At 41.6% G+C, this 17,127-nt stretch carries 11 protein-coding genes and 1 pseudogene; 5 read left to right on the top strand and 7 right to left on the bottom strand.

Features of this window, described 5'->3' with window-relative positions; genetic code table 11:
• Positions 1-33: 33 nt before the first annotated feature.
• A complete protein-coding gene (gene argE, locus L5B76_RS10555) occupies positions 34-1,176 on the bottom strand; it encodes an acetylornithine deacetylase (protein ID WP_265755382.1) in 1,143 nt (380 codons plus the stop codon).
• 100 nt (positions 1,177-1,276) lie between these two features.
• Between argE and argC the strand changes: the two genes are divergently transcribed.
• The 3 genes from argC (at position 1,277) to argH (ending at position 4,528) form a co-directional block, all read left to right on the top strand.
• Positions 1,277-2,284, top strand: coding sequence for an N-acetyl-gamma-glutamyl-phosphate reductase (argC, locus tag L5B76_RS10550; RefSeq protein WP_265755381.1), 1,008 nt, complete (start codon positions 1,277-1,279; stop codon positions 2,282-2,284).
• Positions 2,285-2,296: 12 nt separating this feature from the next.
• Positions 2,297-3,070, top strand: coding sequence for an acetylglutamate kinase (argB, locus tag L5B76_RS10545; RefSeq protein WP_265755380.1), 774 nt, complete (start codon positions 2,297-2,299; stop codon positions 3,068-3,070).
• A gap of 84 nt (positions 3,071-3,154) precedes the next feature.
• Complete coding sequence (gene argH / locus L5B76_RS10540) at positions 3,155-4,528, top strand: argininosuccinate lyase (RefSeq protein WP_265755379.1); 1,374 nt, start codon at positions 3,155-3,157, stop codon at positions 4,526-4,528.
• An 81-nt stretch (positions 4,529-4,609) separates the two neighbouring features.
• On the opposite strand, the gene L5B76_RS10535 is transcribed toward argH, so the two are convergent.
• The 4 genes from L5B76_RS10535 to L5B76_RS10520 form a co-directional block, all read right to left on the bottom strand.
• Positions 4,610-4,837 (bottom strand): YgjV family protein, encoded by a 228-nt coding sequence (locus L5B76_RS10535; RefSeq protein WP_265755378.1) that lies wholly within the window; start codon positions 4,835-4,837, stop codon positions 4,610-4,612.
• A 155-nt stretch (positions 4,838-4,992) separates the two neighbouring features.
• Positions 4,993-7,632, bottom strand: coding sequence for a phosphoenolpyruvate carboxylase (gene ppc, locus L5B76_RS10530; protein WP_103853037.1), 2,640 nt, complete (start codon positions 7,630-7,632; stop codon positions 4,993-4,995).
• A gap of 232 nt (positions 7,633-7,864) precedes the next feature.
• The gene (gene purR, locus L5B76_RS10525; RefSeq protein WP_103853036.1) at positions 7,865-8,869 is read right to left on the bottom strand and encodes an HTH-type transcriptional repressor PurR; all 1,005 of its coding nucleotides are present in this window, start codon (positions 8,867-8,869) and stop codon (positions 7,865-7,867) included.
• 384 nt (positions 8,870-9,253) lie between these two features.
• Complete coding sequence (locus L5B76_RS10520; RefSeq protein WP_035685040.1) at positions 9,254-9,856, bottom strand: peroxiredoxin C; 603 nt, start codon at positions 9,854-9,856, stop codon at positions 9,254-9,256.
• Between the two features lie 158 nt (positions 9,857-10,014).
• Here L5B76_RS10520 and metC point away from each other — a divergent pair, with 158 nt between their 5' ends.
• Positions 10,015-11,208, top strand: coding sequence for a cystathionine beta-lyase (gene metC / locus L5B76_RS10515; protein ID WP_265755377.1), 1,194 nt, complete (start codon positions 10,015-10,017; stop codon positions 11,206-11,208).
• A 106-nt stretch (positions 11,209-11,314) separates the two neighbouring features.
• Positions 11,315-11,972, top strand: a pseudogene (locus L5B76_RS10510) (IS1595 family transposase).
• 343 nt (positions 11,973-12,315) lie between these two features.
• On the opposite strand, the gene L5B76_RS10505 reads toward L5B76_RS10510, so the two are convergent.
• Both L5B76_RS10505 and L5B76_RS10500 read right to left on the bottom strand, forming a co-directional pair.
• Complete coding sequence (locus L5B76_RS10505) at positions 12,316-12,819, bottom strand: OmpA family protein (protein ID WP_265755376.1); 504 nt, start codon at positions 12,817-12,819, stop codon at positions 12,316-12,318.
• A gap of 48 nt (positions 12,820-12,867) precedes the next feature.
• Positions 12,868-17,079 (bottom strand): autotransporter outer membrane beta-barrel domain-containing protein, encoded by a 4,212-nt coding sequence (locus tag L5B76_RS10500; RefSeq protein WP_265755375.1) that lies wholly within the window; start codon positions 17,077-17,079, stop codon positions 12,868-12,870.
• Between the last annotated feature and the right edge of the window lie 48 nt (positions 17,080-17,127).

The following is a 17,127-nucleotide window of genomic DNA, read 5'->3' as shown; positions in this document are numbered from 1 at the left end:
CACCGCACTTTTTATTTTTAGGAAATATTTTCTTTAGCAAAAATGCTTAATTAATTTGCTCAACAGTTCGTGAGTGGGTTCGATAAATTCGGCGGAGAGATATTCATCAGGTTGATGGGCTTGTTCGATTGAACCAGGGCCTAGCACCAATGTTGGGCAAAGTTGTTGAATGAAAGGGGCTTCCGTGCAATAATTCACCGCTTCGCATTTTTCGCCAAGCAATTTTTCCACCACTTGGACAACTTGGGCGGAGTGTTCACATTCATAACCTGGAGTGGGTTCGTGTAAGGCTTTGAGTGAAATAAGATCACCCCATTTTTCAAACATTGGACGCAGCTTTTCTTGTAGCATTTCATTGAGATCTTCTAGACGCATTTGTGGCAGCGGACGAATGTCAAAATGCAGTTCGCAGCACGCGCAAATACGATTTACCGCATCGCCGCCGTGGATTGCGCCAAAATTCATTGTCGGATAAGGAATGGCAAAGGCGGAATGATGATATTTTTCCTTTAACTCATTACGCATTTCCATTAAATAACCTGTGGCTTCGTGCATTAATTCAATGGCGTTGATGCCTTTGTCAGGATCACTGGAATGCCCTGTTTTCCCCATAATTCGCACCGCTTGCCCAATATGCCCTTTATGCGCGCGCACGGGTTTTAAGGAAGTTGGCTCGCCGATAATGGCACAATCTGGGCGAATATGGCTGTGCTGGCTGAAGGTGCGTGCACCCAAAAGTGTGGTTTCTTCATCAGCAGTAGCAAGAATGCGTAAGGGTTTGCTTAATTTGCTGAGATCAATATGACGTAAGGTTTCTAACACGAACGCAAAGAAGCCTTTCATATCCGCGGTGCCTAAGCCGTAAAATTTGCCGTCTTTTTCGGAGAGTTTGAAAGGATCGAAATGCCAGCGACCTTCATCAAAAGGCACGGTGTCTGTATGCCCTGCGAGCAATAATCCCCCTTCCCCTTCACCATAAGTGGCTAATAAATTGAATTTATTTCGGCTGCCTTCCACGGGAATAATGTTGGTTGTAAAGCCTAAATCGCCAAGCCAAGTGGCAAGCAATTCAATTAAGGCTTTATTCGATTGATCAAATTCTGCTTCTACGCTACTAATAGTGGGCAATGCGATAAGCTGAGAGTACATTTCAAGGAAAGGCGGCAATTTTTTCATTAAGTTTATCCTGTATTAAATTAAAGGTTGATTTATGATTAATTATGCACAATAATAGCATAATTAATCAAGTGTTATATTTTTATCTACAAGGTGTTCTATGCAAAAAGCCATTATTATTGGGGCAAGTGGTTATACAGGGGCTGAATTGGCTCGTATTCTAACCCTGCACCCTGCATTTCAGCTCAATGGATTATATGTTTCAGCGCAAAGCCAAGATGCGCATAAAGCCATTTCTGATATTTATCCGCAACTGAAGCAGATTGTTGATTTACCGTTGCAACCTTTGGACGAAAATTTAACCGCACTTGCACAACAAAATGATCTGGTCTTTTTAGCCACCGCACACGAAGTTAGCCACGATCTTGCGCCAATTTTCTTGCAAAATCAATGTAAAGTGTTTGATTTATCTGGCGCATTTCGGGTGAATAATGCGGAATTTTATCCACAATATTATGGTTTTGAACATCGTTATCCTGAATTATTAGAAAAAGCGGTTTATGGTTTAGCGGAATGGAATGACAGTGCCATTACGCAAACGGATTTAGTGGCGGTGGCTGGTTGCTATCCAACAGTTTCTCAACTCAGCTTAAAGCCATTAATTGAAAATAATTTATTAGATCTCAATCAGTTACCTATTATTAATGCAGTAAGTGGGGTAAGCGGCGCTGGACGCAAAGCATCGCTCACGAATAGTTTTTGCGAAGTCAGCCTGAATGCTTATGGCGTATTTAACCATCGTCATCAGCCTGAAATTGCCACCCATTTAGGCACAGAAGTGATTTTTACCCCGCACTTAGGCAATTTTAAACGGGGCATTTTAGCTACTATTACCACCAAATTGAAAGACGGCGTGGGCGAACAGCAAATCCGTGAAGCCTATCAGCAATATTATGCGCATCGCCCTCTTGTGCGCGTCTATGAACAAGGCTTGCCGAGCATTAAAGCGGTGGAATTCACCCCTTATTGCGACATTGGTTTTGCGGTTAAAAATGGCTACATTATCATTGTTAGCGCAGAAGATAATCTGCTTAAAGGCGCGGCAGCACAAGCGGTGCAATGTGCCAATATTCGTTACGGTTTTGCGGAAACCTTGGGATTAATTTAGTGGAAGAAAAGAATGAAACCTTTAGTAATTAAATTAGGCGGCGTGCTATTAGATACCCCGCAAGCAATGGAAAATCTGTTTACCGCATTAGCAAATTATCAGCAAAATTTCGACCGCCCTTTGCTTATCGTACACGGTGGCGGTTGCGTGGTGGACGAATTAATGCAGCGCCTTGCATTGCCTGTACAAAAGAAAAATGGCTTAAGAGTAACGCCAGCAGATCAAATTGATATTATCGTCGGTGCGCTGGCAGGCATTGCCAATAAAACTTTGGTGGCACAAGCGGCAAAATTTAATCTCAACCCCGTGGGGCTTTGTTTGGCAGATGGCAAACTCACCAGCGCACAAGCCTTTGATGAAGAACTTGGCCACGTTGCCAATGTGAAGCCAAATAATCCCACCCTTTTGCATACCTTGCTAAGTGAAGCCTTTTTACCCATTATTAGCTCCATTGCGGTGGACGATCAAGGGCGTTTAATGAACGTAAATGCGGATCAAGCAGCAACGGCGATTGCCACATTAATTGGTGGCGATCTGGTGATGCTTTCTGATGTTGATGGCGTTTTAGATGCCAATAAACAGCGCCTGCCACAGCTTAATAGCGAACAAATTCAACAACTTATTCAGCAAGGTGTGATTACAGATGGAATGATCGTGAAGGTCAATGCCGCCTTAGATGCAGCAAAAATGCTTAACACAGGTGTGGATATTGCCAACTGGAAATATCCAGAAAAATTGACCGCACTTTTTGCAGGTGAGATAATCGGCACCAGAATTTTACCGTAAACGTAAAGCAATTTGGTATGGGCGAACATTTGGGTTCGCCTCTACATTTTTTAATCATAAAAATCAAAAAGATAAGGATAAACTATGGCACTTTGGGGTGGACGTTTCACACAAGCAGCAGATAAACGTTTTAAAGATTTCAACGATTCACTACGCTTTGACTATCGCCTTGCAGAACAGGATATTGAAGGCTCAATCGGCTGGTCAAAAGCCTTGGTTAGCGTTGGCGTGTTAAGCGCGCAAGAACAGCAACAATTAGAGCAAGCCTTAAACGAACTGCTGATTGAAGTGCGGTCGAATTTGCAAGGTATTTTGCAAGATGACGCTGAAGACATTCACAGCTGGGTAGAAAGTAAGCTCATCAACAAAGTAGGAAATCTGGGTAAAAAATTGCACACAGGACGTAGCCGTAACGACCAAGTGGCGTTAGACATCAAAATGTGGTGCAAACAGCGTGTAACCGAGTTGCAATATTCCATTCGTGCCTTGCAGACCAAATTGGTGGAAACCGCAGAAAACAATCAACACGCCGTAATGCCGGGTTATACCCACTTGCAACGCGCGCAACCCATCACGTTCGCCCATTGGTGTATGGCTTATGTGGAAATGCTTGAGCGTGATTATTCTCGCCTCACGGACGCTTATCACCGAATGAATACTTGTCCTTTGGGAAGCGGTGCCTTAGCTGGCACGGCGTATGCGATTGATCGTGAGCAATTAGCACAAGATCTCGGCTTTGCAATGGCAACTCGCAATAGCTTAGACAGCGTTTCCGACCGTGATCACATTATCGAATTGCTTTCCACCGCTTCGTTAAGTATGGCTCACCTTTCACGTTTTGCGGAAGATATGATTATCTTCAACAGCGGTGAAGCAGATTTCGTGGAGCTTTCTGACCGCGTTACTTCGGGTTCTTCCTTAATGCCACAGAAGAAAAATCCTGATGCTTGCGAACTCATTCGTGGTAAAGCAGGCCGTGTAATGGGCGCGCTAACTGGAATGTTGATGACCGTAAAAGGCTTGCCACTGGCTTATAACAAAGATATGCAAGAAGACAAAGAAGGCATTTTTGATGCCTTGGATACTTGGCAAGACTGTTTAGATATGACGACTTTCGTGTTAGATGATATTAAAGTGAACGTTGAGCGCACCCGTGAAGCGGCGCTAAAAGGCTACTCAAATGCCACCGAGCTAGCCGATTATTTAGTGGCAAAAGGCGTACCATTCCGCGATTCTCACCATATTGTGGGCGAAACGGTGGTGTATGCCATCAGCGTACACAAAGGCTTAGAAGATCTGAGCTTAGAAGAGTTCCGCCAATTCAGTGATGTGATCAGCGATGATGTGTATGAGATCCTATCGCTACAATCCTGCTTAGACAAACGCTGCGCCAAAGGTGGGGTGTCCCCATTACGCGTGGCAGAAGCCATTGCTGAAGCAAAAGAGCGGTTGAAATAATTTGAGTTTTTAAAATGAAAGGGGCAGATTAAATTTCTGCCCCTTTTCTTTATTTGGATAAACTTAACAGCTTTGTATCGCCTAGCTTTGTGTATTTTTTCTATTTCGCCATAGCTGAATCACGTTAATAATAACAATAAAACCGTCCAACAAAACCACTGGAATTGCGTGGGTATAAATTGCATAAATAGTTACAAAAAATGCGCCAATGGCATTGAATAAACGTAACTTAAAAAGCGAATTGGTCATAAAGGAAAGCACAACAAGTGCCGTACCAAAATAACCAACAATATCCATAAATAAATCCATTCTAAATTTCACTTATTTTTGTTATTAAAAGGGCGCACATATTACTCAATCCATAAGGTTAAGTAAATGATTTTGAAAAAAAGTGCGGTCTTTTTTACCGCACTTTTCTATCACTTTTAACGTTTCTATCACCTTTAACAATGTAACAAGGAAAACTAACCTGTATTACGCATTCCCGCTGCGATACCTGTAATGGTGATCATCAAGGCTTGTTCAACATCAGGATTTGGATTTTCTGGATTTTCACGCAAGCGGCGTAATAATTCCACTTGTAATAAGTTAAGTGGGTCGGTGTAAATATTACGCAGTGCGATAGATTCGGCAATCCAAGGAAGATCAGACATTAATTGATCTTCGTGCGATAAAGACAGAATTGTTTGAATATCTGCTTTTAATTGTTCGCGTAATGATTGCCCTAAGTACCACAATTCAGGTTTCACAAGGTGCTGATCGTAATGCTCTGAAAGCCAAGTGTCGGTTTTGCTGAATACCATTTCCAACATTCCGATACGCGTGGAGAAGAACGGCCATTGTTTACACATTTCTTCGATCACATCACCTTTGCCTTGCTCAATAGCTAAACGCACGGAAGCACCAGCACCAAGCCACGCTGGGAGCATTAAGCGGTTTTGCATCCAAGCGAAAATCCAAGGAATGGCACGCAAACTTTCTACCCCACCATTTGGATTACGTTTTGCAGGGCGTGAACCCAATGGTAATTTTGACAGCTCTTGTTCTGGCGTTGCAGAACGGAAATAAGGCACGAAATCTTTATCGCCACGCACCACACCACGGTAAATTTCGCAAGACGTGGTAGAAAGCTCGTCCATTACTTCTCGCCACGCTGTTTTTGGCTCTGGTGGTGGTAATAAATTGGCTTCTAAAATTGCGCTGGCGTAAAGATCCAAACTGCCCACAGCCACCGCTGATAAGCCCAGTTTAAAGCGGATCATTTCTCCTTGTTCTGTAACACGCAAGCCGTTTTTCAATGAGCGTGGTGGTTGAGAAAGTAGCGCTGCGTGTGCTGGTGCGCCACCACGTCCGATTGTGCCGCCACGTCCGTGGAATAAGGTAAGTTCAATGCCGAGTTCTTCGCACAAATTCACTAGCTGTTCTTGAGCACGATATTGCGCCCAAGAGGCCGCCATCATTCCTGCATCTTTGGCACTGTCGGAATAGCCGATCATCACCATTTGTTTGTTGTCAATCACGCCACGATACCAACCGATATTGAATAATTGACGCATTACTTCTTCAGACGCATCTAAGTCATCAAGGGTTTCAAACAATGGCACAACAGGCAAGTGATAAGGCACGCCCGCTTCTTTCAAGAGTAAATGCACGGCAAGCACGTCAGAAGCCGTACGCGCCATTGAAATAATGTAGCAAGAAATCACGCCCTCTGGCTGTTCTGCGATCACTTTACAGGTATCTAGCACTTCTTGCGTTTCTGCTGAAGGCTGCCAATCACGCGGTAACAATGGGCGGCGTGAGCTTAATTCACGGATTAAGAAGGCTTGTTTGTCATCTTCTGTCCATTGTGAATAATCGCCTAAACCGATATAACGGGTGATTTCTGCAATGGCATCGCTATGACGTGTGCTTTCTTGGCGAATATCAAGACGAGAAAGGGATAAACCAAAGCAACGGATACGGCGTAAGCAATCAAGTAGTGCGCCGTTAGCGATAATGCGCATTCCACATTGATGTAGAGATTGATAGCAATCGTAAAGGGGTTCCCAAAGCTGTTCGTCATCAGTTAGTAATTCTTGCTCAGTTACAACTGGGGTTCTGCCCTCCAATAAATCGCCGTAATACGCCACGGTTTTAATCAATTTGCTACGCAAATCTTTCACCACAAAACGGTAAGGCTCTAGGTGATCGCCATATTTAGCACGGAATTCAGGCGTGCATTCAATCACCGAAAGCTCATCGGCAAGCAATTTAATGTCTTCTAAAAAGAGTTCAGCCGCTTTCCAACGATTCATCAGCAACACTTGCCGCGTGGTTTGCGCGGTAACAAATGGGTTACCATCACGGTCGCCACCCATCCAAGAAGAAAAACGCACTGGAGCAAGATCTACCGGCAGCTGCACCGCAAAGTTTTTCTCTAAATGGAAGTTAAATAAACGGCAGAATTCTGGCACGGCTTTCCATAAACTGTTTTCAATCACCGCCATTCCTGCTTTGGCTTCATCAACGGGCGTTGGACGTTGAGTACGAATTTCATTGGTATGCCAAGCAAGGGCAATCAGCTGCATTAAACGGCGTTTAAGTTTGGTGGTTTCCGCTTCGGTTAAATCATCGTGTTCCAAACGGCTTAAACAGCGGTTGATTTCAACGTGTTTATGTCCGAGTGAACGGCGTGTTACTTCTGTTGGGTGAGCGGTAAGCACCAGCTCAATAATCAATTTCTGTACCGCATCAAGCACTTTTTCTGTTGGCACATTTTGTGCTTTTAAGCGTTGAAAGAGCGCCTCTAAGGTACGGTCGGAAGACTCTTGGTCAATATGCTGACGAGAAATAGTTTGATATTGTTCAGCAATATTGGTGAGGTTTAAGAAGTGGCTGAAAGCACGCGCCACAGGAATGATATTTTCATCGGAAATTGTGGCTAGTATTTCAAGCAATTGTTCACGGGATTTTTCATCACCTGCACGGGAATTTCTTGATAATACGCGAATTTTTTCAATTAAATCAAGAATTTCACTACCTTGCGCATCACTAATGGTTTCCCCTAAGAAATGCCCAAGCATATTGATGTTGTTACGCAACGTTGTGTATTGTTGGATCATAAGCACCTCACAAAAAAGTAAATTCGTTTTCTGAGATAGATATAATCAAAAATAGGGAGAAAGGTCAATTATTTAAAAGATAAAAAATAATATAAATCAAAAGTGCGGTAGTTTTTTCTATAAAATTTTCTAATTTTTTTATATAAAATCTAAATAAGTTACAAATTTGTTAAAAAATAGAAATAAAAATGCCCGCACTTAACGGGCATTGTACTGATCGGATAAATTGGCGTTAATTACATTTTTTCACCGAGCTACGGATCACCAATTCAGGGTGCATTTCAATAATTTCGTGCTGGCCTGATTTCTCACTAATGCGTTGGAACAATAAGTTCACCGCTTGTGCGCCTAAACGAGATTTAGACTGATGTATCGTAGTGAGTGGCGGCGAATAAAAACGTGAGGCGTGGATATTATCATAGCCAATAATGGAAATATCATCAGGCACTTTCAGCCCTTTTTCGCCAATGGCCGAAATTGCGCCTAGTGCCATTACATCATTACAGCAAAACACGGCGGTTGGTAGTTCATCTTGCCTTAAGATTTTATTCATACATTCATAGCCGTCTTCAGGCTCAAAAAAGCCCTCCATCACCCAGTTAGGATTGATGGGTAAATTGGCGTCTTCCATTGCTTTCACAAAGCCTTCATAGCGTGTTTTGGCGGTGGTTTTGATTAATTCTCCCGCGATAATACCAATGGCTTTATGTCCGTTATCAATCAAATATTTGGTTGCCATATAACCGCCCTCAAAGCTGTTATCTTGAATAATATCAGTGTTTTGATTATTCGGCCCCCAATCCATTACCACCATTGGAATATCCGTAAAATTCGCCAATAGATCAAGAGAATCTTGTGTATATTCTGCACACATTACCAATACGCCGTCCACGCGTTTTTTGGCTAGCATTTCTAAGTGATTTTTTATTTTTTCAGGCTCGTTTTGCGTGTTACATAAAAATAAAGAATAGCCTTGGCGATAACAATGCTCTTCCACCGCGTGAATAATTTCCGCAAAATAAGGGGCTTCACTGGTGGTTACGATCATTCCAATAGATTTTGTGGTGTTTACTTTCAAGCTTCTTGCCACTGCGCTCGGTGAATAATTGAGTGCTTGAATGGCCTCGCGTACTTGCTTTTCTGTTTCAGGTGCAACAAAGCGGGTTTTATTGATCACGTGGGATACGGTGGTGGTGGACACGCCCGCCATTTTTGCCACATCTTTAATTGTTGCCATAGTTCCTCCAAAAAATTTTGGCTATTATAAGGGGCGAAATGGAATTGTTAAGGCTTATTGTGAAAAAATTTGCACTTCATCACAGCTTTTTCTCGTTTGTTTAAGAAATTTTCTTTTTTTCGCAATTTTGCTATAATCCCGAGAAATTTTATCAACTTTTAGGAGTAAATTATGGGTACATTTGGCTATGCAATGATGATGGTGGTTCTTTCACTTAGCGTGATCCTTGTTCTTGCATCATCAATTTTTTAATGATTTGATCCAAAGAAAAGCTAAGTTTAATAAAACTTAGCTTTTTTTATTGTGTCTTTTATTATGCAAAAAATAAGCCCTACATAAGTAGGGCTTATTGCGTTCCTAAATAAAATCAAACGAAATAGAAAATTAAAGTTTATCTGCGTTTTGTTTTAAGTATTTTGCAACGCCTTCTGGGCTGCCAGTCATACCTTCTTTACCTTTTTCCCATTGAGCTGGGCAAACTTCACCGTGCTCTTCGTGGAATTGTAACGCATCTACCATACGGATCATTTCATCAATGTTACGACCAAGTGGAAGATCGTTTACAACTTGGTGACGAACAACGCCATCTTTGTCGATTAAGAATGAAGCGCGAAGTGCAACGCCTGCTTCAGGGTGTTCAATACCGTAAGCTTGTGCGATGTCGTGTTTAACGTCTGCAACCATTGCGAATTGAACTTCACCGATACCGCCTGCATCAACAGAGGTTTTACGCCACGCATTGTGAGTGAATTGAGAGTCGATAGACACACCAACTACTTCAACACCGCGGTTTTTGAATTCTTGGTAACGTTTGTCAAATGCGATGATTTCAGATGGACATACGAAAGTGAAGTCTAAAGGCCAGAAGAAGATAACCGCTGGTTTACCTTTGATGTGTTCTTTTAAGTTAAAGTTATCAACGATTTCACCGTTGCCTAATACTGCTGATGCAGTAAAATCTGGTGCTTGACGAGTTACTAATACCATAGTACAAATCTCCTATAAAAAATTGATGATAGATATGCTTAAACAACAATAAGCGTAAATCGGCAAATATTCTAAAGAAAAGCACCGCACTTGAATAGCTGTTTTTATCTATTAAATTGATTATTTTTACCTAAGTTTAATAAAAGTAAGGAAAATTTATGAAAGCAAATACCACATCAAACACCACTTTTGTCCACGCTGGACGCAAAAAGAGAATGACGCAAGGTAGCGTCAATCCTGTGATTCAGCGAGCTTCTTCGCTGGTTTTTGATTGCCTTGCAGATAAAAAAGAAGCAGGCAAAAATCTCACCAAAGGCGCATTATATTACGGCCGCCGCGGCACCCTCACTCACTTTGCTTTGCAAGATTTAATGTGTGAATTAGAAGGGGGCGCAGGTTGTTATCTTTATCCTTGTGGCGCAGCAGCAGTAACCAATGCGATTCTTTCTTTTGTTGCCACAGGGGATCATATTTTGATGACAGGGGCGGCTTATGAGCCAACTCAAGTATTCTGTAATGTCATTTTGCAAAAAATGGGCGTGAGTACCACTTATTATGATCCGCTTATGGGCGCGGAGATCGCCAATTTAATGCAACCTAATACCAAAGTGGTGTTTTTAGAATCACCAAGCTCGCTCACGATGGAAGTGCCTGATATTCCTGCAATTGTCAAAGCCGTGCGTGCGGTGAATCCTGATGTGGTGATTATGATTGATAACACTTGGGCAGCAGGCGTGTTGTTCAAGGCGTTGGAACACGATATTGATATTTCAATCCAAGCTGGCACGAAATATTTAGTGGGCCATTCCGATGCAATGATTGGCACGGCGGTGTCTAACGCCCGTTGTTGGGATAAATTACGCGAACATTCTTATTTAATGGGGCAAATGGTAGATGCGGATACCGCTTATATAACTGCGCGCGGTATTCGTACCTTAGCGGTTCGCCTTAAACAACATCAAGAAAATAGCTTAAAAGTGGCGCAATGGCTGGCTCAACAGCCTGAAGTCAAAGCCGTGTATCACCCTGCTTTGCCAAGCTGCCCAGGACACGAAAACTTTAAGCGAGATTTCACTGGCGCAAGTGGGCTGTTTTCTTTTGAGTTAAACGAAAAATTAACCCAAGAACAATTAGAACGTTTTATGGATCATTTTGAACTCTTCTCAATGGCGTATTCTTGGGGGGGATTTGAATCTTTAATTCTGTATAACCAACCTGAAGAAATTGCCAAAATTCGCCCAAATATTACACGTAAGCTCACAGGAACATTAATTCGTGTGCATATTGGTTTTGAAGAGGTTGAAGATTTAATCGCGGATCTGAAAGCAGGCTTTGAACGATTGAAAGGCTAAGGGCTAAAGGCTAAAAGCACAGACCCCACCTAAAAAGTGGGGTCGTTTTTTGGCTAAAAATTAATTTGGGGCTGTAGTAGATTATCAACAATGCTATACTACAAAAATGAAGATAACATATTGTAAATTAAAGAAATCCATACAGAAAAAACTGCTTGAGTTTTTTGTCGCAGAAGTTACTGCAAGAACAGCAGCAAATTTGCTAGATATTCAACCGAATACAGCCGCTTTGTTCTACCATAAAATCAGGCTTGTGATTGGCTATCATTTATCCCTTGAAGTTAACGAGATTTTTGAGGGGGAAATTGAACTAGACGAAAGCTATTTTGGTGGTCATCGAAAGGGAAAACGAGGACGAGGAGCGGCTGGAAAAGTTGCTGTTTTTGGGTTACTAAAACGACAAGGAAAGGTATTTACTGTTGTGGTTGAAAACACTAAGAGTGAAACATTACTTACTCCCTGTTATTAAAAGAAAAATCAAGCCTGATAGCTGGGTTTATACGGACACTTATCGCAGTTATGATGCGCTTGATGTGAGTGAATTTCACCACGAACGAATCAATCATTCCGAGCTATTTGCGGTGAAACAAAATCATATTAATGGCATTGAAAATTTTTGGAATCAGGCGAAGCGGATACTGCGAAAATATAATGGAATTAACCGAAAAAACTTTCCTTTATTCTTGAAGGAATGTGAATTTCGGTTTAACTTTGGGACACCAAAAGAGCAGTTAAAAATATTGCGAAAATGGTGTGAAATTTAGGGCTAATCTACTACAGCCCCAAAAATAAAATTAAAATAGCCCCCTTAAAGTAAGCTGAAAGAGTCTAAATAATACAAAATCTTTGTATTATTCTGGAATCGGACAGTGATATTTATGGCGAAACCTAGTAAAAATTTACATTAAAGCCATAGACAATCAAGCACCAGATTATTGGCAAATGTCATTAACTGAATGTGGAAGAATATGGACAGGTGCCGTTTTTTAACGTTATCTTGCCTTATGTAAAGGGGCTATATCTCAAAAAATTATTAAGCACAGACAAAATTATAAAAGATATTAAAAAAGCCACATTTTATCATGTGGCTTTTATTTCCTATTTTAATTATTTTTCTACTTTTCTCACACCAGTGATACCAACAACTACACGGCGATCTGGCTGTAGACAAGCAACAAGCGCTTTAGTAGCTTTTTCACCAACACAGTCTTTAGTTACTGGTTGAGTTTCACCAGCACTTGCTGTAGTGATTGGCGCTGTTATACCTTTGTCATTCAGATAAGCTTTTACTGTTTCTGCACGACGTAAGCCAAGATCATAATTATATTTTTCACTACCTAAACGGTCTGTATGTCCAACAAGATCAATTTTATCTACTTGAACATAGCCTGTAGTTAATTTATTAGCTAATTCATCTAAAGTCTCACGACCTTTCGGTAGTAAGTCTTCTTTAGCAGATTTATCAAACTTAAATAAAGCATCAGCTGCTAAACTAATTTGTTCAGTAACCGCTTCAGGTTGACACCATGAGTATTCAGGTTCACTTAGTGAACACCCAGTCAGAGCTAATGTGAAAGTGCTTAATGCTAATAATTTATATGTATTTTTCATAATGATTCCTTTTTTAAATAGGGATACAAAGATGTATCCCTCTGTTTATTACCAAGTATGTTTATAGCCAATAGTTCCGTAGTAACCTTGGCGTTTTGCACCGCTAAAGTTACGTTCATAATGAACGCTTGAGTAAATATAACCATTTTTGCTCACTGGGATTTGACCACCTAAGCCTAAATCAAACCAAGTGCGGTTGAATTTTTCGCTATATTCACCTGTACCAACTTTAGCTGATTTATCTGCACTAAAATCGTGCAATACATTCGCTGTGAAATAGATCGAATCAGTGAAATATCCGTGTCGACTATTATGAGCTAAACGGAAACCTACACGTCCGCGCAAGCCATGAACATCTGCTTGTTGAGCTTGATATGCACCATCAGTGAATTTATTCAAATGCAAGAATTGATAAACCAACTGAGCTTGTGGTTCAATCATCCAATTAGAATGATTAATCACAAATGGGCGACCAGCTTCTACAGAAACAGCAGCAGAGAGACCTTTTTGTTTCGCATTTAACGCAACATCTCTTAATTGATATTTATTATTCAACCATGAAACTTGTGCTACGAAATCCATATAGCCACCATGTTTTGCATAACGAGTATGTGATAAACCAAGGCTATAAGCATCTGTTTTACCTTTTGCAACGAATTTATCATCGCTAATTACACCATTAACCGCACGATAACGATCAAAGAAATCGGTGTTACCTCTCGCATAGCCTAAATATGCACCAGTATGTTGGCGAGAACCATCTTCAGGATTATAACGAATACTGAAATCATGGCCAATTTGGATACCATATTGATCCATATCTAAATCAAAACGATGTTTACCATCTAGCTCAAGCCTTTTTCCGAAAATACGTACCCAAGCTTGATCTGTTGCATTTTTTTGCACACAGCCACAAGAATCCCAAGCCATAGATTGCAATTCACCACGGCGATCATGTAAACCACCCAAAGTGTTATACCCCATTTCCAAATTAGCTCTTGGCATTAAGGTCGTAATTGGTACCAACGGATCCAATATTGGTATTTGTGGCGTTGTAGGTGGTGTCGTCGGCGGTGTTGTAGGTGGCGTCGTCGGCGGTGTTGTAGGTGGCGTCGTCGGCGGTGTTGTAGGTGGCGTCGTCGGCGGTGTTGTAGGTGGCGTCGTCGGCGGTGTTGTAGGTGGCGTCGTCGGCGGTGTTGTAGGTGGCGTCGTCGGCGGTGTTGTAGGTGGCGTCGTCGGCGGTGTTGTAGGTGGCGTCGTCGGCGGTGTTGTAGGTGGCGTTGTATCAGCATACAATGTCCAATAATATTCGCGACCAACTCCAGCTTCACGGCTAATTAATTGTGCATTAGTCCCATCTCCCACACGAGCAGTTCCTATAAAGGTTCCTTCATTGTTTTGCCCGTCCACTTTAACCACAGGTACCGTATTGAAACGAGAACCAGCAACCGTTTTAGCTGTACCACTAATCACATTATTCTCTGAACCACTAATTGGTATTACTTTGGTTACACCCGTAGCTGTACCGGTAATATGTAAGACATCAGAGTATGACTGAGCACCTGCTTCATCGCCATTTTCATCCCAATGAGTGTTCATTAACACCTTCGCATCTGTGCCAGCCACATAATTACCTTCAATTTTTAAGGTATTATTAATAGAGCTATTGCTATCACGTATATCAATAGTCCCATTATTTTCTACTGTTCCACTGGTTAGAGTAGCGGTTTGTACTTGCTTTTTAGTTAAGAAGTTATTCACACCAATGGTCGTTTTGGTTTTTACCGTAGTATCACCGACTAAATTCAAGGTAGCCCCTGATGTTGTGTCTGTTAAGTTCAAGGTATCCCAATTTAGTAGTTGTGATGCTGTTTGCCCACTAGGTAAGTTAGTTGCCCCATTACTTGCTGTGAAGGCATTTAATAAATAACCATCACCTTTTAAGATCAAATCTGATGCACCAGCACCACCATCAATTACCGTCATATTTGATGTGTTGCTGTCTGCTTTTTCAGACAAGGTCAACTTATTCGCTCCTGCCCCAGTAAACAATACTTTACCCACTACTTTACCAGCTACATCAGCAGTAATATTACGGTCATCTTGCTTCAAGATGGCAACTTTGTCTGCAACATTCAATACTTCTGCTGTATTACTTACAGTTAATGTGCCTTCACCAGCTAAATTAATCGCTGCGTGTTTCGTTTCATCAGAAGTTGCATTCGTTAACTCAATTTTACCTTTTACAGTCGCATCAAATGTTGTATTTCCGCTCGCGTCTTTAATTACCACACCATTCGCTTCTGCCCCATTCATTGTAATCGTGGCAGTATTCTCTTGTAGGTAGACTGCTTTTTTACTATCTTCTGGCGCTAACTCTACTGCAGTACCTGCAGTCATCGTACCTTCAATAGCCCCTTTAGCAAAGGTAACAACTGCATTTTCATGATTGGTTTCGGCTGTTCCACCACGGAATGTCTTACTATCTGGTATGGTTGCACCACCAAGTACAGCTTCACCTTTTGTTACCTTGATCCCTGTTGCTTCTCGGCTGTGTAAACCAAGTGTGGTGTCCCCCACTACATTAAGGTTAGCATTACTACCATTAAGAGCAATCAGCGTATTCTTTGCCGTACTTGTTTGATCTCGATTAATTACTTTAACCGAGCCCCCCTTAGAACCAATTGTTTCAAGGTTTACATTTCCCCCCACAGAAACAGCACCATTATCAATCTTCAGTGCGGTTACTTCTTTGGTGTTTTCACTTTTACCTGAATAATTGCCAGCAACTCGTAAATCACCGCCATTGACAAGAACTCCCGTTCCAGTAATCACTTCACGAGGAACCCACTCTTGATTATCTTTAGATTCCGCTTCCCCCTGATTTACGGTTAAGTTCCCTGCAACATCCATCACACTACGGCCATGATTATCCTCTCCGCTCTCATTCAATTTGATACCAATGCTATCATGGCTTAATACTCGAACAGAAACATCAGAACCAGCAAAGATACGACCAGAGTTATCAATTCCCCATTGTGGTCTGTAGCCTCCATTGTAGGTCATATTATTACCTGAAAGAATGCTAATATTTCCCTTGCCATCGAATAAACCACGCACTTTTAAGCCTGTACCATATGGTCGATCAGAAGCGATAGTGGTTGTTCCGCCTACGTTAGCAACACCTTTTAGCATAACATCAACTGCACCCGCTCCATTTGCCCAGCTACGAACATCTACGGCTAGATTTTTCTCTACATTCAGAGTTGAAATGTCTGCTGTTTCTTTATCTGAACCAACCAAAATTCCTCTAGCCCACTTACCTGCTGCTTTTGTATTTCCATTCCCCATAAAAACAGTTAAGTTTTTCGCATTCACATTACCAAATGTATCATCCCCATCCAATTCTTTTGTATAACCAATAGAAAGGGCATGGCTCTGAACTGGTTGCATATTAATTATATAGGTATGCTCGCCTTTAAAGTTAATGGTTCCCCCATCAACGACATATACCTGAGCACGGTGTGCTGTTGGACGTGAAATAAACACCGCACTGTCTTCCACATTTAATGTTGCATGATCCACATAGACATCACGATAAACGCCAGAGTTTTTTCCTGAATCAGCGATACCTAAACTTTCACTACTAGGTAATAACATTTCACGCTTATCATTGGCTTTCCAATCCATCTCGTCCCAGCTACCACCAGAAATCGTGTAAACGTCTTTATTATTAGGACCACCCGCAGTATGATCAACATTTCCTGTATCACGGACTTCCGAATCTCTTAGCTTAATGGCTTCTAAAACATAGTCTTGAAAATATGCTTCTATTTTCTGCTTATCATCAAGGGTACAACTATTCTCCCAATCAGCCCCTGTTGCTTTACAAGAAGCACTGATGGTTGCAAGAAAATCAGGATCGGCACTGGCATTTCTTACTAGCTTATCACCAACTAAACCGGCGTTGTAACCCTCGGCATTAATATGATATTTGGCATTTGCTAGGGTTGGATCTTTGCGAAACTCAGCTAATTTTGCATCAATATCTACATCACTAATACGCCCTGCAAAATGAGAAGGACGATTATTACCAATTCCTGCTTCACCGGCGAATGCAACGCCACTGAATACAGAACTGGCAATTGCTATGGCTATTAGCGCTTTACTCGCTTTTTTACCTGCTGTTTTGCCTAATTCAGACATAACAACACTGCGTCCAAGTATAGGATCATACTTGATTTTATATACTTTGTTCATTTGGACTCCTTTAAGTTAGGGAGAGCAAACAGCTTGCTCTCTTTAAGA

Source organism: Avibacterium sp. 21-594, from assembly GCF_026226815.1.
Classification (GTDB): Bacteria; Pseudomonadota; Gammaproteobacteria; order Enterobacterales; family Pasteurellaceae; genus Avibacterium; species Avibacterium avium.
This window is presented reverse-complemented; position numbering and strand designations above follow the sequence as displayed.

Excerpts from the sequence above, each read along its gene's own strand:
- argE (WP_265755382.1), bottom strand. The coding sequence starts at position 1,176 with ATGAAAAAATTGCCGCCTTTCCTTGAAATGTACTCTCAGCTTATCGCA.
- argC (WP_265755381.1), top strand. The coding sequence starts at position 1,277 with ATGCAAAAAGCCATTATTATTGGGGCAAGTGGTTATACAGGGGCTGAA.
- argB (WP_265755380.1), top strand. The coding sequence starts at position 2,297 with ATGAAACCTTTAGTAATTAAATTAGGCGGCGTGCTATTAGATACCCCG.
- argH (WP_265755379.1), top strand. The coding sequence starts at position 3,155 with ATGGCACTTTGGGGTGGACGTTTCACACAAGCAGCAGATAAACGTTTT.
- L5B76_RS10535 (WP_265755378.1), bottom strand. The coding sequence starts at position 4,837 with ATGGATTTATTTATGGATATTGTTGGTTATTTTGGTACGGCACTTGTT.
- ppc (WP_103853037.1), bottom strand. The coding sequence starts at position 7,632 with ATGATCCAACAATACACAACGTTGCGTAACAACATCAATATGCTTGGG.
- purR (WP_103853036.1), bottom strand. The coding sequence starts at position 8,869 with ATGGCAACAATTAAAGATGTGGCAAAAATGGCGGGCGTGTCCACCACC.
- L5B76_RS10520 (WP_035685040.1), bottom strand. The coding sequence starts at position 9,856 with ATGGTATTAGTAACTCGTCAAGCACCAGATTTTACTGCATCAGCAGTA.
- metC (WP_265755377.1), top strand. The coding sequence starts at position 10,015 with ATGAAAGCAAATACCACATCAAACACCACTTTTGTCCACGCTGGACGC.
- L5B76_RS10505 (WP_265755376.1), bottom strand. The coding sequence starts at position 12,819 with ATGAAAAATACATATAAATTATTAGCATTAAGCACTTTCACATTAGCT.
- L5B76_RS10500 (WP_265755375.1), bottom strand. The coding sequence starts at position 17,079 with ATGAACAAAGTATATAAAATCAAGTATGATCCTATACTTGGACGCAGT.